Annotated in this window: 12 protein-coding genes and 1 CRISPR repeat array (1 of these 13 cut by a window edge); of the genes, 5 read left to right on the top strand and 7 right to left on the bottom strand. The window is 38.2% G+C overall.

All coding sequences use genetic code 11. From position 1 onward, the window contains the following. Window positions 1–40: 40 nt before the first annotated feature. Window positions 41–850 carry a pyrroline-5-carboxylate reductase gene (proC, locus tag WD048_14280; GenBank protein MEX0813383.1) on the top strand — a complete coding sequence of 270 codons (810 nt, stop codon included), beginning with the start codon at window positions 41–43 and terminating at the stop codon, window positions 848–850. Window positions 851–997: 147 nt separating this feature from the next. Here the strand turns inward: proC and WD048_14275 are convergent, their stop codons facing one another. Then, window positions 998–2134, bottom strand: a complete 1137-nt coding sequence (locus tag WD048_14275) for a DegT/DnrJ/EryC1/StrS family aminotransferase (protein ID MEX0813382.1) — start codon at window positions 2132–2134, stop codon at window positions 998–1000. 31 nt (window positions 2135–2165) lie between these two features. Beyond that, entirely contained in the window at window positions 2166–3941 is a 1776-nt protein-coding gene (gene argS, locus WD048_14270; GenBank protein MEX0813381.1) for an arginine--tRNA ligase, read from the bottom strand. A 173-nt stretch (window positions 3942–4114) separates the two neighbouring features. Here argS and WD048_14265 point away from each other — a divergent pair, with 173 nt between their 5' ends. Then, on the top strand, window positions 4115–6874 hold the full coding sequence (locus tag WD048_14265; GenBank protein MEX0813380.1) for a T9SS type A sorting domain-containing protein: 2760 nt from the start codon (window positions 4115–4117) through the stop codon (window positions 6872–6874). A 54-nt stretch (window positions 6875–6928) separates the two neighbouring features. Here WD048_14265 and WD048_14260 read toward each other — a convergent pair whose 3' ends face one another. The 3 genes from WD048_14260 to WD048_14250 form a co-directional block, all read right to left on the bottom strand. Next, window positions 6929–7366, bottom strand: a complete 438-nt coding sequence (locus WD048_14260) for an Hsp20/alpha crystallin family protein (protein ID MEX0813379.1) — start codon at window positions 7364–7366, stop codon at window positions 6929–6931. A 203-nt stretch (window positions 7367–7569) separates the two neighbouring features. After that, on the bottom strand, window positions 7570–8802 hold the full coding sequence (locus WD048_14255) for a TlpA disulfide reductase family protein (protein MEX0813378.1): 1233 nt from the start codon (window positions 8800–8802) through the stop codon (window positions 7570–7572). A gap of 105 nt (window positions 8803–8907) precedes the next feature. Continuing rightward, entirely contained in the window at window positions 8908–10512 is a 1605-nt protein-coding gene (locus WD048_14250; GenBank protein ID MEX0813377.1) for a PP2C family protein-serine/threonine phosphatase, read from the bottom strand. Between the two features lie 273 nt (window positions 10513–10785). Here WD048_14250 and WD048_14245 point away from each other — a divergent pair, with 273 nt between their 5' ends. From WD048_14245 to WD048_14235, 3 genes are all read left to right on the top strand, one after another. Next, window positions 10786–12084, top strand: a complete 1299-nt coding sequence (locus WD048_14245; GenBank protein MEX0813376.1) for a hypothetical protein — start codon at window positions 10786–10788, stop codon at window positions 12082–12084. Between the two features lie 157 nt (window positions 12085–12241). Then, window positions 12242–14440 carry a glutamine synthetase III gene (locus WD048_14240; protein MEX0813375.1) on the top strand — a complete coding sequence of 733 codons (2199 nt, stop codon included), beginning with the start codon at window positions 12242–12244 and terminating at the stop codon, window positions 14438–14440. Window positions 14441–14589: 149 nt separating this feature from the next. Next, window positions 14590–16623 carry an OmpA family protein gene (locus WD048_14235; GenBank protein ID MEX0813374.1) on the top strand — a complete coding sequence of 678 codons (2034 nt, stop codon included), beginning with the start codon at window positions 14590–14592 and terminating at the stop codon, window positions 16621–16623. A 187-nt stretch (window positions 16624–16810) separates the two neighbouring features. Here the strand turns inward: WD048_14235 and WD048_14230 are convergent, their stop codons facing one another. After that, window positions 16811–18241, bottom strand: coding sequence for an SDR family oxidoreductase (locus WD048_14230; protein ID MEX0813373.1), 1431 nt, complete (start codon window positions 18239–18241; stop codon window positions 16811–16813). A 414-nt stretch (window positions 18242–18655) separates the two neighbouring features. Next, window positions 18656–20380, bottom strand: coding sequence for a hypothetical protein (locus WD048_14225; GenBank protein MEX0813372.1), 1725 nt, complete (start codon window positions 20378–20380; stop codon window positions 18656–18658). A 547-nt stretch (window positions 20381–20927) separates the two neighbouring features. Next, a CRISPR array of direct repeats spans window positions 20928–21127; the repeat unit is 36 nt; unit sequence GTTGTGGTTTGATTGTAAAAATTGATCTTTGATATT (it continues 2669 nt past the right edge of the window).

Below are 21127 nucleotides of genomic sequence, written 5' to 3'. Positions count from 1 at the left end.
TTTTTCCCTGTGTATATTTGCCAGCAAATAAATAGTAAGTATGGAGACTAAATTAGCAATAATAGGAGCCGGAAATTTGGGGACATCTTTTGTAAAAGGATTACTGCAAAGTGAAAATTACCTTCCGGCAAATTTCTTTTTAACAAGAAGAAATGTGCTGAAATTAAACCCTTTTGAAGCATTAGGCTGCGAAATAAGCAGCAATAATTTAGCAGCAATTAAAACTGCTGATATTATTGTATTAGCAGTTTTGCCGCAAAAAATAAATGAAGTGCTCGATGAAATTTCTAAAGAGCTAAAGAGTGATCAATTGCTGATTTCACTGGTTTCGGGTGTCAAGATTAGCCACATTCAGGAGCGTATAGGAAATGATATACCTGTAATAAGAGCAATGCCAAATACGGCAATTGCTATTCGTGAATCAATGACCTGTTTGTGCACTGTACCTGCATTTGAATCTAAAATGGTTATCGCTATTGATCTTTTTGAAATGCTGGGAGAAACTGTGGTGATAAATGAGGAGCAAATGACTTCTGCAACAGCCTTATGTGCTTGTGGCATTGCTTTCTTTCTAAGAGCAATTCGAGCAGCCTCCCAGGGTGGTAATGAAATAGATTTCCATGCAAGTGAAGCATTGAAAATGGCCGCACAAACTGCAAAGGGCGCAGCAAGTTTGCTGATTGCCAATAATTCACATCCCGAAGATGAAATCGATAAAGTGACATCCCCTAAAGGTTGCACAATTGCAGGGTTAAATGAAATGGAGCACAATGGATTCAGTTCGGCTTTTATCAAAGGCATTAAAGTTTCAGCCACTCAAGCTGCAGAACTCTACAATAACAAAAGCTGATTTTATTCTGTTTCGAACCCGAAATATGCATTAGGAAATCTATTGCAGCATGAAATCACTTCAAAATCAGACACTTCGTTGCTGTTTTCAATTTCACCATAGCGATGCTATGCTAAAATTTCCAAACAGCCTGATTTTATTGTGCTTTCAAGCTTCATGACAAAGTCCCAATGCATCATTCGGGTTGAATGCATTTACAGCATCAATCACATAATTTACTTCCTCATCCCTCATCACAGGGCTGATGGGAAGGCTCAGCACTTCATCTGCGAGTTCTTCGCTCAGGGGCAGTTTGGTGCTGCTGTATGCCTTCATTGATTCTTGCCTGTGCATGGGAATAGGGTAGTGGATCAGGGTTTGGATACCCTTTTCACTGAGGTAGTCCATCAATTCCTTTCTTTTTGTAGTTCGGATTACATAAAGGTGGAACACGTGTGAGTCAATATTTTTAAATCTCGGTTTTTTAATGAAAGGATTGTTTATTTTTTCGGTGTATTGCCGGGCAATCTCAACTCTTCTTTGATTGTCCGAGTCTAACTTTTTCAGCTTAATGTTCAGAAATGCCGCCTGAATGGCATCGAGTCGGCTGTTCAATCCCCTGTAAAGATTTTCGTATTTCACTTGCGAACCATAATTGCGCAGTGCAGCAATGGTTTCGGACAGTTTTTGGTCATTGGTGGTGATCGCCCCGCCATCGCCCAGCGCACCGAGGTTTTTGCCCGGATAAAAACTAAAGGCTGCGGCATCGCCCAGGTTTCCCGCTTTTTTGCCTTTGTAAACTGCTCCATGCGCCTGTGCAGCATCTTCAATACGCAGTAAATTTTGCTTTTGGGCAATATCATTAATGGCCTGCATATTGGCACATTGGCCATATAGGTGTACCACAATTATGGCTTTGCTGCGCGGGCCAATATTGGCCTCAATATTTTTTGGCTTTATATTGAATGATTTTTCATGTGGCTCTGCAAATACGGGAATCAATCCGCAATCGATTACGGGCATTACAGTAGCGATGTAGGTATGGCTCGGAACTATGACTTCATCGCCTTTTTTCAATAAACCCATTTCCATATAGCCCATTAGGATCAGGCGGATAGCATCCAGGCCGCTACCTACACCAATGGCGTGTTTTGTGCCGCAATAGCTTGCAAATGCTTCTTCAAATTCAGCTACATGTTTTCCCAGGATAAAAGCACCTGAGCCGATGATCTCTTTTGTTTTTTTTAAAAAAGCTTCTTCAAAACGGGTGTTGATTCCGGGGACATCGAGGAATGGTATGTTCATTGTTTTCTGGCTTAGGGTATTGGACATAAAGCTACATTTTATCCGGCACTTCAATGCCGAGCACTTTGAATGTTTTGGCAATAATATCAGCAGTAAATTTAGACAAAGCCAGGCGAAAAGCTTTCTGTTCTTGTGCTTCAGCTTTCAGGATCGGGCATTCGGCATACAGCCTGTTGTAGGATTTTGCCAGATCATAGGCAAAAGCAGCCACAGCAGCCGGGTTCATTTCATCGGCAGCAGACTGGATAACTCCCGGGAAATCATGCAATAACTTGATGTGCTCCCTTTCGATTTCATGCATGGCATAATTTTCTGGAATAGTAGGATTTTTGGCACTAGACTTACGTAAAACCGATTGAATCCGCGCATGGGTATATTGTACAAAGGGGCCGGTGTTTCCGTGAAAATCTATGGATTCCTCGGGATTGAACAACATGCGCTTTTTGGGATCTACCCGAAGCATAAAATACTTCAGTGCGCCTAATCCGATTTTTCTGAACAAGTCCTGAGCTTCATCATCTGAAAAACCTTCAATTTTTCCCAATTCTTTGGTGTGATGCGCTGCGGTGTCAATCATTTCTTGAATTAAATCATCGGCATCCACTACAGTTCCCTCGCGCGATTTCATTTTGCCGCTGGGTAAATCCACCATACCGTATGAGAGATGGAAAATACCTTCTGCATAGGGTTTGCCCAATTTTGCCAGCACCAATTTCAATACCTTGAAGTGGTAATCTTGCTCATTAGCGACTACATAAACCGAGCGGTCAAAATTAAAATCCTGATAACGTGCCTCTGCAATGCCCATGTCCTGCGTGATGTAAACCGAAGTGCCATCTGCCCGAAGCAGAAGCTTTTCGTCCAGGCCCTCATTTTGCAGATCCACCCAGACCGAGCCGTTTTCTTTTTTGTAGAAAATGTCCTTTTTCAGGCCTTCGTTTACTAGGTTTTTTCCAGCCAGGTAATAATCCGATTCCTTGTAGTGTTTTTCAAAATCCACGCCCAGTTTGTCAAAAGTCTTCTGAAAACCAGCATAAACCCAGCCGTTCATTTTGTTCCAAAGCGCTACAGTTTCAGGGTCTTCATTTTCCCATTTTACCAGCATTTCCTGAGCTTCCTTTATTAATGGAGCTTGCTTCTTTGCTTCTTCTTCAGTTGCACCATTGGCTTTTAGTTCTTCTATCTGTTTTTTGTAGGCTTTGTCAAATTCCACATAGTATTTACCCACCAAATGATCGCCTTTCATACCTGAGCTTTCAGGCGTTTCTCCATTGCCGAATTTTTGCCAGGCCAACATGGATTTGCAAATGGCAATGCCCCTGTCGTTGTAGATATTCACTTTGTGCACTTCATTGCCGGCCATTTGCAGGATATTGGCGGTGGCATAGCCCAGCAGCATATTGCGGATATGCCCCAGATGCAGGGGCTTGTTGGTATTGGGACCGCAGTATTCCACTACGATTTTTTGACCAGTAGTGTCTGCCGCTCCAAATTTTGGATTGTAGATTTCATTTCTAAAAAAATCGAGCCAGTAGCGCTCAGCTATTTCCAGGTTGAGAAAGCCTTTTATGACATTAAAATCCTTTACCAGCAGGGATTTTTCTATTAGGTGGTTTCCGATTTCACTGGCAGTTTCTTCGGGATTTTTTTTGCTGATTTTCAGAAAAGGAAAAACCACCAGTGTCAGGTCGCCCTTGAACTCAGGGCGGGTTTTTTGCAGTTGGATTTGCTTTTCGTTGACCTCACTATTGTATAGCGATTTCAGGGCTGCCTTGCTTTCTTTTATCAGGATTTTCTCGATACTCATTTATTGCTCTGCTTTGCGGCAAAGTTAAGTCCAAATAGATTAAGGGAGAAATGGGGTGATGGAAATTTAAAGGCTGTTGGGGATTTGAACCCTGTCAGAGTTTAGGTATAAAACACTTATTTCACTTTTTAATGAAATGAGTATATCTTTAGAGGAAATTTAAATAAAGGGTTATGAGAAGGTTTTTGTTTTTGGTGTTGTTTGTTTTTGGACTACTTATTGCAAGGTCTCAATCAATTGAATATGAATGGACAAAAGTCTTTGACAGTGAAATTGGAATAGTTTCATCTACGGTAGATGAGGAAAAAAACCTGATTTTAGTGGGCAATTTTGGAGATACAGTTGATTTTGATCCTGGAACTGGTGTTATTAACGAGGTGGCTAACGGCATTCGGGATATATTTATATTAAAATTAGATTCGAATGGAGTTTTTAAATGGGTTGAAACTTTTGGTGATGCACATTACAACTCAGCTACTGACGTTTTGATTAACCGAGATGGTGATATCTTGATTTCCGGATATTTCAACGTGTCTTTAACAATTGATACTGGAAATGGAACAATTAGTTTATTTTCAAATAATAGCAGTAAAGATATTTATATAATGAAGCTGAGTGATACTGGAGGTTTTAAATGGATTAAAAGTATAGGGGGAAATGAAACTGAAGGTATTAATTCTATAGAAGAAGATATGGATGGGTATATTTATGCTACAGGCGATTTTAGAGGGCAGGTAGATTTTGATTCTGGGCTTGATACTTTTAACGTTACTTCAAGTATTTCTGGTGGGGATCTTTATGTTTTGAAATTAGATCCAAATGGAGATTTTCAATGGGTCCAAACTATAGGTGATGATGCCAATGGAGCTTTTGCTAATGGAAATTCAATTTGTGTTGATTCGTTTGGTTATGTGTATGTAACAGGAATATTTTCTGATACTATAGATTTCAACCCTGATGTTGGGCATTTTTTCTTGAACTCTTATAGTTACTTTTATCCAGATTTTTTTATTCTTAAGTTAGATAGTGCTGGTAGTTTTGTTTGGGCTATGGATTCTAAGGATAGCCTTAATCTTAATACTTTTGCAGAAGGAAATTCAATTCATATTGACCCGTTTGGGGATGTAATTGTATCGGGCACTTTTAATGGGCTAAGAGAAGTTGGCTATGGAAATACACAAACTAGTATTACTTCAAATGGGTTAGATGATGTTTTCATTCTGAAATTAGATCCAAATGGAGATTTGATTTGGGTTAGGACGTTTGGTAGTTCAGGTGAAGAAACTGCTATAGCTGGTATTGATAAGTATGGAAATGTATATGTTTCTGGTGTTTTTAATGATACTGTCGATTTTAACTCAGGAGATAATGTGTATAATTTGGTTCCTAGCTATAATGAGGATATTTATTTGCTTAAATTAAATCCTTTTGGAAATTTTCTATGGGTTAAGAACTTGGAAGGAATTAGTACTCCTGAATACACATCTTTTCTTGATGTTGATCTTTTTGGGAATATATATATGATAGGTGGATTTTCTGGGACATTAGATTTTAATCCAACTAATGGAATAAGAAATATAACTTCAAATTCACTGAATGGATTTATTAACAAGTTAAGTCAATGCACTCCTTCTATTGAGTATGTTAGTATTCAAGCTTGCGATTATTATCTTTCCCCAAGATTTGATCCGTTTAATCCAAGTGGTGGCGGGGCTTATAATCAAAGTACTGATACAATTTCTTTTACCCTACAAGCTTCAAATGGATGCGATAGCATAGTTTATGTAGATTTGACGATCAATAATAGTTCTCCTGCTCCAACAAATAGAGATACGATTCTAATTTGTGACAGTACTTATGTCTGGCCAGTAGATGGCAATACCTATGATTTTGTTTCTGGAAACAATTATGGTATTTTGAGTACTCATGATCTTTCACACACATATACTAATGCAGGAGGGTGTGATAGTATCGTTGAAGCATTCTTGGTTATGTTGAACGGTTGGGTTGTAGGAATTGCAACTACCAGCACAGGTGAGCCAATTTTAAACTCAAAGGTATCGCTTATTGAATTTGACCCAATGGATAGTACATTGACTCAGATTGATACAGCATACACAGATTCCTCTCTTTTATTTATAGATTCACTTGGGATATTCTTTTTTACATTCGTTGAAGAATCTCCAAATATTTTCATGAAAGTGATACCGGATTCGGTTTTGTACCCTGGTGAACTACCTACATATTACAATGGGTCTGTATTATGGCAAGGTGCAAGTCCGGCATTTTGTGAATCTAGCTTCTCAACCATAGCAGGAGTGAATCCCGGTGGCGATGGTTTTATTGGTGGCTTTATCAATCAGGGGGCAGGAAAAAGTGGAAATGCTGCTGGTGGAGTTACAGTAATCTTGGTCAATAGCGATGGGGAAGTAGTGGCCATGACTACAACAGATGAAAACGGCTATTTCTCCTTTGATGATATCCCAGAAGATGATACTTATTCTATTTGGGTAGATCAACCGTTTTTGCATAATAGCTTGGCTCCTGAAATTGAATTGACCAATAGCGAACCAGAGAAAGACAGCTTGCAATTTTTATTGCACCCTACTTATCTCGAATTATTAGGAGATGAAGAAGAGGATTCTGTGGATGTTGGCATTGCAGAATATGAGCAGTTTGATTTCAAAGTATATCCCAATCCTACAAACTCCAGTTTCAATATTGACCTATCGGGAATGCAGCAAAACAATGGTCAATTATACAAAGTGGAAATTTACGATGTGGTAGGACAATTGATCTACAGCAAAGAAGCTGAGCAGGAAATACTCAATGTTTCCACTGATCAGTGGAGCTCAGGTTTGTACAATATCCGGCTGATCAATAAATCGGGCAATGCTTTCGGCTACAAAAAATTGGTGGTTACCGGATACTAACAAAAAAAGGCGAACCATTTGCGATTCGCCTTTTTAAGAATTTGAGCCAATGCCTTAGCTGATGCTGATTTTTTTCTTCAGTGCTTTGGCTTCCTCTTTTTTGGGAAGTGTCAACTTCAGCACTCCGTCCTGGTACTCAGCTTTGATGTTTTCTCCCTTCACTGAATCGGGCAATGTGAAAGATTTTCTAAAAGACTCATAGCTGAACTCTTTACGGGTATAGCCATCGTCTTTGTCCTCTTTCTCATTGCTTTTTTCCACGCTTACAGTGAGAATGTCCTGATCCAGGTCGATGTTAAAATCCTTTTTGGTCAGGCCGGGAGCGGCAATTTCGATGCCGTAAGCTGAATCATTTTCCCTGATGTTCACAGCAGGTTGAGTGGTATTTAAACCTGTTGAGAAAAAATCATCATTGAAAAATGAGTCAAAAGGATTTCCAAATACATTGGGTGATGCTTCATTCTTCGGTTTGTTCCATTTTACAAGTGTCATAGCTTTAAGTTTTTTGGTTAAACAATTTTTTTTAAATGCACCAAGCAACATTCAAGCTTTGTACCAATTCAATATTTGGTACATTTTTTCAGCCTACCGGACTATATGACATGAAATTTTGATATTTAGCCGAAAAAGCTGACATCATGTCTGCTTTGATTGATATCCTATACGGATATACTGAATTAAATACAAGTTCTACTTTACTGCCCCAACAATCTTAGAATATCCTCTTTAATGCCCGGCATACTTGGGCGTTTAGCGTTGGGATCGACAACTTCACCATTCTTGTCAAAAAGCATATAGCGGGGTATAGAGTAAACCTGATAGTAACTTCCGGCACTTCTTTCGATGTTATTTGGAGACCAAACATGCGTGCCGTCTATATCATATTTTTCAATGGCATTGCGCCAAACCTGCTCTGTTTTGTCTGATGAAATATAAAGGAATACGATATCTTTCAGTTCTTTGTCGCTAAAACTTTCTTTTAGTCTTTTAGCATGTGGGAATTGTTGACGGCAGGGGCCGCACCAGCTTGCCCAAAAATCAACATAAATTACTTTGCCATGAAAATCCGATAAATAGACTTCTTTCCCCTCTAAGTCAGTCAAAGTAAAAGGCTGCTCTTTTTTCTCGGGTTTAGATTTTCCGCGTTTCTTTTTTCGCTTTTTCTTTTTCGATACCTTTTCATTCATTCTTTCCTCGCAGGCTTCTAAAACTGCTTTATCTAAAGTTTTGTCACTGTTTTGCTTACTAAAAACTTTGTACAAAACTTTCAGGTTTTTCGGATCTGCTTCTGCGCCTGATTTAATAAGCTGTTGTCCCATAGCATAAGCCTGAACTTGTCCTTTGAAATGCTGATTGCAGATTTCAAAGGCTTTATTAAGTTCGGTATCTATCGATTCATATGGACTGAAATTATTTTCAGCAGCTGTTTTGTAAGTCGTGTAATAATTGATCAAATCCCGATAAACCGGACTTTCTAAGGCAGCTTCATTTTGCAGGGGCACCTTTTGAAACAATTCTGAAGTTAGCATAGCCGGCAGAGCACGAATGCGCTGATCACCTGTTACTTTTGCGCGCTCTACAGGGTAGGAATACATGCGTCTTGCATAATTGTAGTGAACCCATGATTCAAGGTTTTCCTTAAAATCAGATGACCATGTACTTGATTTAGATTGCTCTTCAATGTATTGTAATTGCTCGCTTCGAAATTTAAAAAGATCCATTTCAAAAGCATCTGAGCTTTTGCTCATCATTGAAGCTTTCAGCTCATCCAGCTCATAATTGTTTTTAAAATTAGCGTGAAATGAACTTAGAATATTTTCTTCTTCATCGCTAAGCGACCGATCGAGCCATAATTGAGGTGCCTGAGCAGACAATAAATTAAATGAAAAAGAAATCAGCAGGAATAAAATAATTTTTAGGTAGTGCATGTCTGAATTTTGTTAAGCCCAAAGTTCAGAAAATATATGCAAATTCTTCAGTTCAATTTCTGTGGAATTGAAAAACTGCTGTTTCGACCTTGAATACGGATAAAATTAAGCAATTCTTCTAAGCATGAGGCAAGTGAGATCATCCTCAAAAGTATCTGAATTGCTGAAATCTCTCACGTCAAATATGACGTTATTGATCAGTTCTTTTGAGCTAATCCAATCTCCGGCAATGATATTTTCCAGGCGATTGCTGCTTTCATACATTTTATCTTTCTCAGAATTGGCTTCACTTACACCATCTGTGAAGGAAAAGACAGCATCCCCTTTTTTTAACAGGATAGTTTCGCTTTGGTGTTTCACCTCGTCTTTGTCAAAAAAGCCGAGAATTGGACCGCCCTTGGTCAATTCACCTGTTACCTTTCGGTCTTTTGAAATAATCAAAGGAGGTAGATGCCCGGCATTAACGCTTTTGAGTTCCCGGGTTTCAGAATTGTATATTCCTGCCCAGCAGGTAATGAATTTTTTTCGGTCTGTAATTCTACAGAGGACTTCGTTTAGCCTTTCAATAAAATCTTGTATATCGCTGATGCCGTTGTCAATTTGAGTTTCAATATTTGAATGCACCGTTGACACAAGAATAGAAGCACCGAGTCCTTTTCCTACCACATCGGCAATAAAGAACAGGTATTCCCGATCACTGATCTGAAACACATTGTAATAATCGCCACCTACTTCAGATGACCATTGCAATTCACCGGCAATATCCAATCCTTCAATTTTGGGCAGTTGTCTTGGAATTAAGCCGTCAATTACTGTTTTAGCAATCGCTATTTCCCCTTTAATGCGGTCTGAATACATTTTTTCCTTGTCCAGTAATTTTTCTATCTGTGCTTCATATTTTTTGTTTTCGCTCTGATAAAAGATAAGACTGCCATAGAGGAAAACCAGCAAGACGATGGGCATAATAGTGGCCTGGTAGTAATTGTCGAATGCAAAACCGAAATTTTCAGGCCCTACACCGGCAAGTTTGTGAACAATATCAAACAATGCGAGACATAGAATATTGATGAAAAGTGCTGCGAAAAAGTATCCTTTTTCCTTTAAATCAATGAGGAAGACAGGCAATAGCCCTAGTGCCATTAAAAAGTAGCGCGGGGTATAAAAGTGGTATTCATTGATCACAAAGTGCGGGGCATCTCCCCATTTTTTCAGCAATACTATTATGATTAAAATATGTAAAGGTGTAATAATGCTAATGAGCAAACGACTGATTTTTGTATGCCCCATTTTGTTTAATATTAGGCTGATAGCAGGGGCTAATACTATTGAAGCAATAAGATAAACCAGTTTGTTGTCGTTTGTTGTGCTTGCAAAAACAAATGTGCTGATGGATATAATCAGCAACATGAACACACTCAATTGATTGCTGATCTTTATCTTTTTAACAATGCTGTTTTTCAAGCCCTGCCTGATGCCTATATTGGAAATTACATTCCAAAGAATTAGCGGCAATCTCAGTAGGTTTTGAATTGAAATTGATTTGTCCTGTATTGGATTTGCACTTTTTTTACTCGATAATCGAGATTTAAATGCTCCGAGGCTTGCCTCGTAATCAAAAGTATTTTTTTCAAATAAATGCCTCGTGGGCTTGCCCCGAGGTTGTTTACTTGTACTAAAGTTAATCGCTGCTGTAGAATGGTCTTGTTGCATAAGTGCTTATTTTATGGTATTGCGCATGTTTTTTATGAAAAAGACAATTATAAAATGTGTGAATTGAGCTTTTGTTCACAACTACATTATACCCCAATAAGCTGAGATTGTTGCAGTTTTTACTCGATAATCGAGATTTGAATGCTCCGAGACCTGTCTGACAAAGGCAGACTTGCCCTGAGGTTGTTTACTTTTAGCCAACTATTTTATTAGTATTGAGCTTGCATTACATTCTATCCGTTTAATTTTAATATTTTGGCATAAAAAATTGCTGTGTTAGAGATTTTGTTGATCATTTTTTATGCATTGCTTGCTTTTGGAGTCCTGGATTATTACAGAAAAAGCGCATCGATAGCACTTAGCCGCAAATTGTTTTCTGCTTTTTACCTGCTCAAATTGGCTATGGCCTTTGGGCTCATTGCGCTATATACTTACTATTATACCGACAGGGCTACGTCAGATATTTACAAATTTTTTGATGATAGTTTAGTCATACATCAAATTGCAAGTACGGATTTTGCAGTTTATTTGAAACTGTTATTCGGATTCTCACTAAATACAGAAGAACACAGACTTATTTTAGAAACCCAACACTGGGATGCGAGTGCTATTTGGGGAGGCACAGGAAATCGCATGATGACAAGGGTCCACCTTTTGATCCACTGGTTTTCTTTTTCCAATATTTGGGTGCACAGTATTGTTTTCAATGCACTTTCGGTACTTGGTTTTTTATGGATATACCGCGCATTATCGCCTTATTTTAATCAGCCGCTTTTAATACTTCCCGCTTTTTTGATGCCCTCGGTTTTATTCTGGAGTTCAGGTATGTTAAAGGAAGCCTTGCTTATATTTTTTACGGGAATGCTCTTTAATGCTTTACACCTTTATGCTCAAAAAAAATACAAATGGGCGGTGCTCTTTTCTGTCATTTCATTCCTGGCTATATTTTTTCTGAAAATTTATCTGTTGATGGCTTTGTTTCCACTGATACTTGTATTCTTACTGAAAAAAGCACCCCTGTTCAATAGGGCAAATACTTTATTGAACCTTGTCTTTGGATTAACAGCATCTATTTTAATTTTACATGCAGTAAGCCTTGTGATTTTTGAAAAATCACTGATTGACTTGCTAATGCTTCGCTATAATGAATTTCTTGCACTGGCATTGGCAGAAAATGCAGGAAGTCTGTTATCGACTCAGGTAGCAAAGCCCGAAAAGTTTTGGGAATGGTTTTTCAATGCCTTCAAACATACATGGCTGATGCCCTGGCCCTGGCAGGAAGGCGGGCTATTGATAAAAATGGCCGGTTTTGAACATTTGCTATTTTACCTGATGGCTTTATCGTCCTTGTTTTTCTTGCTGCGAATGAAATTTAAAATTTATAATGCATTTCCGTTTTTGGCATTTTTCATCTATCCTGTACTGCTTTTCCAATTAATTGGGCTTAGCGTTCCTGTTTTAGGTGCAATTGTGCGTTATAAGATGCCCGCTTTATTGTTTTCTGTTTTATTTTTTGCATTTATCTGGGATAATTTTAGAAATTATCAACAGCGTAATTTTGGTAAAAAATAAGTGAATATTGGTGTTTTGAAGCTATGGCATACTTGAAAAGTAAAAATTTAAGCTTTTGTGTCGGTAGTAAGTAAAATTTACAGCGATTTTGTAAAAAATTTGATTTTGAACTAAAATATCTGGATATTTGCACCTTAATTTTAACAAAAATTCCACCATGACAAATATTCGATTTAATTCAATTGCAAATGTTCTGGGGCGCGAAAAAGTAAATGTAAAAGGCCCCCAGGAAAAAATCTCTCAATTTTTCGGGTCAAATGTGTTTAATGATGACTCCATGCGTAAATATTTGACTGAAGAAGCTTACCTAAGTGTAAGGGCTTCAGTTGAGTCAGGTCATAAAATTGATCGCAAAATTGCAGAACAAGTCGCCTCGAGCATGAAAGCCTGGGCAATGGATAAAGGAGCTACACACTTTACGCATTGGTTTCAGCCACTAACAGGAGCCACCGCAGAAAAACACGATACATTCTTCACCTCAGATCCTGATGGCAATGGTATAGAAAGCTTCAATGGAGCTGCACTGGTTCAGCAAGAACCTGATGCTTCAAGTTTTCCAAATGGCGGAATCAGAAGTACATTCGAAGCAAGGGGATATACGGCATGGGATCCCTCTTCTCCTGCTTTCATTATGCAAATAGGGTCGGGTAAAACACTTTGCATACCTACTATTTTTGTTTCTTACACAGGTGAGGCACTGGATTATAAAGCGCCCTTATTAAAATCAAAACACGCCCTTGAAGAAGCGGCAGTGAAAGTTTGCCAGTATTTTGATAGAAATACTACTAAAGTATATCCAACATTGGGCTGGGAGCAGGAATATTTTCTTGTAGATGAGGCTTTGTATTTTAACAGACCCGATCTTGTTATGACCGGTAGAACTATTGTAGGCCTTGCTCCTGCAAAAGGACAGCAATTAGATGACCATTACTTTGGCTCTATTCCGGAAAGAATTTATGCCTATATGATTGACTTCGAAACAGAAGCTCAAAAACTTGGAATTCCGGTGAAAACAAGACACAATGAAGTGGCGCCAAGTCAGTTTGAAGTGGCTCCTACTTTTGAAGAGGTAAACCTTGCAGTTGATCACAATCAATTGCTTATGGATTTAATGAGCAGGGTGGCCGACAGACATAAGTTCAGACTCTTGCTCCACGAGAAACCCTATGCAGGGCTGAATGGAAGTGGAAAGCACAACAACTGGTCAATGGCTACTAACAAAGGTAAAAACCTGCTTTCCCCCGGAAAAACACCAAAAACCAATTTGCAATTTTTGACCTTCCTTGTAAATACAATTAAGGCAGTACATGTAAATGCTGATTTGTTGAGGGCTGCTATTGCATCTCCTGGAAATGATCACAGGCTTGGAGCCAATGAAGCACCTCCGGCAATTATTTCAGTTTTTATTGGTGCGCACCTCACCAAAGTATTGGATGAAGTTGAAAACAGAGTGGGAGATAAACAACTTGATGAGCAGGAAAAAATGGAATTGAAATTAGATATCCATAAAATTATCCCTGATCTGCTTTTGGACAATACCGACAGAAACCGCACATCTCCTTTTGCTTTCACTGGCAATAAATTTGAGATTCGTGCGGTAGGTTCTACTGCCAACTGTGCTTCGCCAATGACAGTGATGAATACCATTGTTGCCGAACAATTGACCCAGTTTAAAAATGACGTAGATAAGCTTATCAAAAAAGAAGGCGACAAAAAAGATGCTGCCATTCTTAAAGTATTGAGAAGGTATATTTCGGAATCCAGGGCAATATTATTTGAAGGAGATAACTACAGCAAGGAATGGGAAAAAGAGGCTGAAAAAAGAGGTTTGTCAAATGTAAAAACCACTCCTCATGCGCTTGATTTCTTTATGACGGATACATCTAAAGCGATTTTTGCAAAACACGGTGTATTTAGCGAAAAAGAACTTGAAGCCCGCTATGAAATTCTTCAGGAAAATTACGGAACAAAAATTGACATTGAGGCTTCAGTACTTCAAGACCTTGCAATCAATCATATTGTTCCTGCTGTTGTTCGTTATCAAAACAACCTGGTAGAAAATGTCAATGGATTAAAAACATTGGGCTTGGACAAAAAGACTTATCAGGCGCAGCTCGAAATTGTTTCGCAGATTTCTGAACATTTGAATGCAGTGAAAAGCAACTGTGACAAAATGGTAAAAGAAATAGATAAGGCTGAAAAAATTGATGATGCCCGCGATTTTGCCATTGCTTGCTCAGATAAGGTTAAACCCTATTTTGATAAAATAAGGACGCATGTAGATGCGCTGGAAGGAATGGTTGACGATGCAGTTTGGCCATTGCCTAAATACAGAGAATTATTGTTTATGCGATAATTTAGAATTCCTAATATTAATTAAGAGTGCCTCAGATTAATTTCCGGGGCACTTTTTTATTTGCTATAAACCTGAGTTATTAAATTCTTATAGCATCCGCTGGGTTTATCGTATTTTAGCATTGCTTTTTTTACTTCAAGGATTTTAGGATGAATTATTTTACCGGATCGATCTACTATATTTCCCTTTTAACAATATTGCTCTTTTTATTTTCCTGTAAGTCTTCGCAAAACTTTAAAACCGGTGATCAGGCTTTTGAATCAAAGGCTTATTCAGTGGCATCAACATTGTACGAACAGGAATTCAACAGTTCTGAAAATCCTGAAACCAAAGCCAAAAAAGCATTTTTTACAGCGGAGAGTTATCGCTTCAACAATAATTTTAACGCAGCAGAAAAGTGGTATGCCGATGCTGTTCGGCTCAATTATGACCCAATAGCCAAGTACAATTATGGTTTGATGCTGAAGGCCAATCAGAAATACGAACAGTCCATTAAACAATTCAGGGAATATGCAGTGATGGAGCCTTTTAATAAAAAGAAAGCGCAGCAGCAAATACAGGCCTGTGAAGCTGCCATTCAATGGGGGAAGTCCAGGAGCAATGTAAGTGTTGAAAACCTTGAGCACATCAATAGCAAGAGCTCAGATTTTGCCCCGGTATTGTACAAAAATGGCAGCCTGATTTTCACTTCCGATCGAAAAGCAGCTACCGGTTCTGATGATTACAAATGGACCGGTGAGAAATTTATGGACATTTTTATAGCCGAAAAAATGAATGGTACTTTCCAGGCTCCGGAACGCTATCAAGAGAAAATCAGCTATGCCTACAATGATGGTTCTCCCAGCTTTAATAAGAATTATACCCTGATGTTTTTTACCCGCTGTGGTTCAGACTCGAAAGAAAATGATTATTGCAGCTTATACACTTCCCGGATTGATGCAATGAATCAGTGGACTACTCCTGAACAGTTCCCTGTGTTTTCTGATACGGTAAATGTTGGGCAACCCTATCTCGATCCACAAGAGCGCTTTTTGATTTTTTCCTCTGATGTGGAAGGCGGTTATGGAGGAAAGGACCTTTATATAATGAAGAAAACCGGTTTTGGATGGAATGAAGCAGAAAACCTCGGTTCTGAAATCAATACTGCCGGTGATGAAATGTTCCCTTTTGTAGCCAAAGATGGCACTTTGTATTTTGCATCGGATGGGCATATCGGTATGGGCGGTTTGGATATTTTCAAAGCCAAACAGGAAAGAAATGTATGGAAGGCACCGGAAAATATGCGCACGCCCATCAATTCAGGGGCGGATGATTTTGCTTTGATCCTTGAACAAGAAGCACCAAAAGACAAAAATGACCCTATCCGATTTTCCGGTTATTTTACTTCCAACAGGCCGGGGGGGCTGGGCAAAGATGACACCTATCGTTTTGAAGCCCGGAATGAAAATATTTTCAACCTGGAAGGTTTGGTCGTTGAAAAAGTTTTTGAAGACCCGGATGATCCCAATAGCCCGGTAGTGGATTTTAACCTGATAGATCAGGCCCTTATAAAACTTCGGTTAAAGCGCAATGGACTTGAATTTGTAGATTCTGCAAGAAGTAGCAAGCTGGGGAAATTTGAATTTCCGCTGGATAAAAACAGCAATTACAATCTCTTGAGTATCAAAGATGGCTATTTTACACAGACGGCCGATGTGACTACGGTAGGACAGGAGGATCCATCAAAAGTTTATGTCACAATCAAGGTGCGTATTGTAATGGAAAAAATCTTTGAGGAAAAGGAAATTGTCATTCCCAATATTTACTATGATTATGACAAAACCAATTTAAGGGATCAATCCAAAGTAGTATTAGATACATTGATCAGCATGCTGAAAGTGAACCCCGATATTTTTGTTGAAATTGGTTCACATACCGATTCGCGCGGTTCCGATGCCTATAATGAGAAGCTATCCCTGGGCCGTGCACAGTCGGTAGTTAAATACCTTATAGTTAACGGCCTAAATCCCGATCGTTTGGCCGCCAAAGGTTATGGCGAATCCAAATTAGTCAATGAATGTGAGGATGGTGTGGAATGTAGCGAAGCACAGCACCAGGAAAACAGGCGCACTACCTTTAAAGTGGTTTCAGAGGAATATGTGATTGAATCCATACGACCTGATGAGGTGGAGAGTGACAGGTGATAATTAATCCGTAGCGAGGGCGCTACTGATAGGAGGGGTAGTAAGACTTCCCAAGTCTTTGAGACTTTGGAAGTCTATCGTCATTGGAAGGGGAAATTGGTGAATGGATTTTTTTGTAATATAGGTACAAGAAAGCCACCGCTCAATGCCAGCTCACAATTGCGCCAGCTCGGGGAACTCCGAAACTTTAGTTAATATCTTTACTTAGGCTATTGATCATTCCATTAAAAACAATTCCGTGAAATGGAAGTACAGAAGCCCAGTACAATCTACCCAACAAACCCTTTGGTCTAAAAGTAGCAGTTTGGGTCAGTACATTGTTCTTGATATTAAATTCGAGCCAAGCTTCACCGGGCAATTTCATTTCAGCAAAAAGCAATAGTCTTCCTTCCTCCTTATTAGCATAAAGCACACGCCAAAAATCCAGAGCATCCCCTACTTCCAGCGAGGTTTTGTTGGTCCTGCCTCTGCGCAAACCCACACCTCCTGAAAATTTGTCCAATACACCCCTTAATTGCCATAAAAAATCAGCAGAATACCAACCGTTTTCACCACCAATAGCCCATAATTTTTCAATGGAATATTTTCTGTCTTTCAATTCTCTTTTTCTTACATCTTTGAAACAACCATAGCTGGGCACGTTTATAAAGTCTGAAATATTGAATTTCAACCTACCGCTTACTTGTGAGTCTTTCCAACTAGAAACAATCTCATTGCTTTCTATCTTGGCAAAGGCTTTTTCCAATGCGGCCTGATAAGTGATGGGTTCAATTCCTAGAATATGGTTGATTTCATTATTTCTACAAATGACTTCAATCTTCATACTATTGACCAGAGAAACGGCCAATTTATAAGAAGTAGATGTAACAAAGTAAAGCCAGTAAGAGGAGATACGCGGGGTCATTACCGGGACAATAATTATTATTCTGCCCAGATCCCTAACTTTGGCAAAGCCAAGCAGCATTTCTTTGTAAGTCAAAATAGAGGGCCCGCCAATATCAAAGTTTTTATTATAAGTGGATTTATTTCCCAATGATTTAATCAGGAATTTAATCACATCGGTTACTCCAATAGGTTGACATTTGGTATTGAGCCACTTTGGAGCAATCATAATCGGTAGTTTTTCTACCAAATCTCTAATGATTTCAAAAGAGGCACTTCCAGAACCTATTATAATGCCAGCACGCAGTGTGGTTAAGTTATAACTGCCTTTTGCCAATTCTAATTCAACATTTTTTCTGGAGTTTAAATGTTTTGATAAATTGTTATCATTTACAATTCCACTCAAATAAATTATTTGTTTGGCTTGGGTTTTCTCAATGGCATTTCTAAAATTTATGGCAGATTCTTTTTCAAGTACTTCATATTCATCTGATGTTGACATGGAATGTACCAGATAATAAGCGGCATCTATATCCAATGGAATATTTTCTAGTGTCTTTATATCAAGTAAGTCAACTTGGATTACCTGAATGTTGTCTTCAAGTGATTCCGGGGGGGTGAATCTATCGGGATCTCTTGTGCAACAAACAACTTTATGTCCATTTTCAACTAAAGTAGGGAGCAATCGCTTTCCGATATATCCTGTAGCACCTGTAAGTAGAATTTTCATAGACATTTCTAACATTAGTTTTAAGCAAAGTGTTGCGCTTTATGGATTTCAAATGCCAGAAAACAGCAATTTTCTTCCTGGAAATATCCCCGCACGCATTTGCTATGCTACAGGCTAAGCTGCAAATGCGCGCCAGATTGGGAGACGGAATTAATCCGTAGCGAGGGCGCTACTGATAGGAGGGGGGGATGGTTTTGTTATAGCGAGACTTCCCAAGTCTTTGAGACTTTGGAAGTCTATCGTGATTGAAATGGGAAATTGGTGAATGGATTTTTTCCGAATATGTACAGGCAGGCATTCGCAGCACGGGTGCTGGGCTATAGATGAGGGCTGGTTGGATACAGCTTTTCCTCTAAAAAACCTTATATAAATTACAACACTGTAAAAACCAATTAATTAAATTTGTCCTAAATTATCAAACTAAGGTTCATAGCATTTTTCTCCTCCATTAAAACGATATAACTTATTGCTTTTATTTTCTTTGATAAGTTCGAAGCAATAATCTTGTGGTTGCCTCACAAATGTGGGAATTGTAAAGTTCCCCTTAGTATATGTGAGTGGTTGTGTGAGATTTTTTTCAAAAACATATTGCCTTATCTTACTTAATAACATGTAATCCCCAATCAGTAGTGAGTCTGGGTTTACATTATTATAATCTACAACAGGGAGTTTATTATTCAAATCTAAAGTATACACATAATAAAAACAATATAAGTTGTAATCAGTGATTATTCTATCAGGTCTTAGGTTTAAAGTATATAAAAATATTTCCTTTTCTGATTCGAAATTATTTTTCACACCATTAAATTTATTTTTTCCCATTTGTATTAGATAATAAGTATTGGCGAATAAAAAGGGAATTATGATGAGTAAAAAAAAAATTTTCTGGATATTCTGAAGGTAGTGAAATGGTTTTTTTAAAAAGAATTGGTTCGCATATAATGACAATATAGTAATGCTAGCATATAAAATATACCAAACAAAAATAATCAAAACCCTTGGATGGGGAATCCCAATTTGACTGAAACTTTGATATGTCGAATAAAGTGAAATGGCACTTAAGGCTGTAAAAGAAACAGAAATAAAAAATATGTATTTAAATGTTTTTTGGCTAAATACGCCCTTAATCACTCTACAAATAAAAAAAGCGCTATTGATAGCCATAGGAACTAGCAGCGGCAGCCAGAGCCGGTGTGTTAAAGCAACTGGATTGTAATTTGTCAAACCTTGACTGCCAAACCACCACATTCCAAGTGTACCGATTTGCAACACCTTGAAGAATTTTTGTTCATCAGAGCTAGATTTTGATATGGAAAATATCTGAAGTGATGATAATAGCAGTAATGTACCGAAAGAATAGTTTTCGAGTAAAAATCGGAACGGTTGCCAAGTTAGCCTGTTTATGATCGTTTTCCAATCGGAAGAAGCATAGTTGTATTCGTTAGCACTGAGCAACAATTTCGTCTGACTAACTCTGAAAAACGCATCGCCCGTTTTTATCCAATAGGCTACTAAAAGAATTAATCCCAAAAAGACGGATCCCATTGCAAAAATTTCCCAATAATAATTTCGTAGTCCACTTTGATAATCTTTAAAGAAAAACCAGGCTAACACTGGTAAATAAAACACCACACTTGTCTTTACTAACAAAGCGGTAAAAAAAGTTACTGCTGTTATAATCCCCCATTGGGTTTCCTTTTCCTTAGAAAGTTTTGCATGAAACCTGAAATAATAATAAATCAATACGAGTGCGTTTGTAGTAAGCGCGGTTGTCATATCACTCGACACCACAACCGCGTTTTGATGCATGACTGTGGATACTGATAACAAAGTAGTGGCAACCAAAGCCACCTTTTTATCGGTTTTTTTTAATACCAGATAAACCATAACCAGCAAGCCAATGTATATACCTGTTGTTATATAATTCAACCATTCGCTAATTCCTAATAATGAGATACCGATTGCGTAGGGTAGAAAACTGCCAATCCTGTTTGCATAGTAATTATTGTAAATGTCCCAGTTGCCTTTTAAGAATTGATAGGCAGCACCAATGTAATCATCACCCAGAGGTAAACCCTGATGCCAAGGTAAGGTAAATATGAATGCGAGAAGTAAAATACATAAATAAAATAACGTGTGTTTCATGTTGTACAAATGTCATTTTTTTCAACTATTGATTTAAATATTGGAAAAAGAATTGAAACAAACTTTGTCGATCCATTGGATGATAAATGGCATATATCATAGAAGTTATTTACATTACATGTTAGATAATTATTCATGTCAATAAAAAATATGCTTTCCAATTGTATGTTTTCATCGAAACAAGTTTTTATTATTTTATTATGAGCTTTTATGCCTTCCACAACGTTTTCTTTTCTTCCTCGCGCTCGTTTGCCGCTTGGCATTTGCAGCATAGCGAGCGAGTGCGGAATTTTACTGCTCTCAGACATTTTTCTAAAATACAAAATTCAAGAGTTTTAGCACAGGCACGCATTTACTATGCTACAGGCTAAGCTGAAAATGCGCGCCAGATTGGGTTTGATTGTAAAAATTGATCCCTGCCTTGCCGCAATTTGGTGGAGGCAGGTTTGATATATTTCATAAATGATAAAGGAGTGTAAGAAATAGTACTGCTCTAAACGGCAGGCAAGTTTGATATTGATTGGCTGCACACATTGATCAAGCCATAGTTGTGGTTTGATTGTAAAAATTGATCTTTGATATTCTGAAGCACGTAATGGCCAAGTTCGTGAAGGTTGTGGTTTGATTGTAAAAATTGATCTTTGATATTTGCTGCATTGCAGGCCACAGGATCAGGATTGTTGTGGTTTGATTGTAAAAATTGATCTTTGATATTTCATATCCGTTTTTATCCCTTCGCTTTGAGGT

It is taken from the genome of Chitinophagales bacterium, from assembly GCA_040877935.1.
In the GTDB taxonomy this organism is placed as follows: Bacteria; Bacteroidota; Bacteroidia; order Chitinophagales; family CAIOSU01; genus JBBDNB01.
The sequence above is the reverse complement of the archived record's forward strand: the minus strand, read 5'-3'. Positions and strand labels throughout refer to the sequence as shown.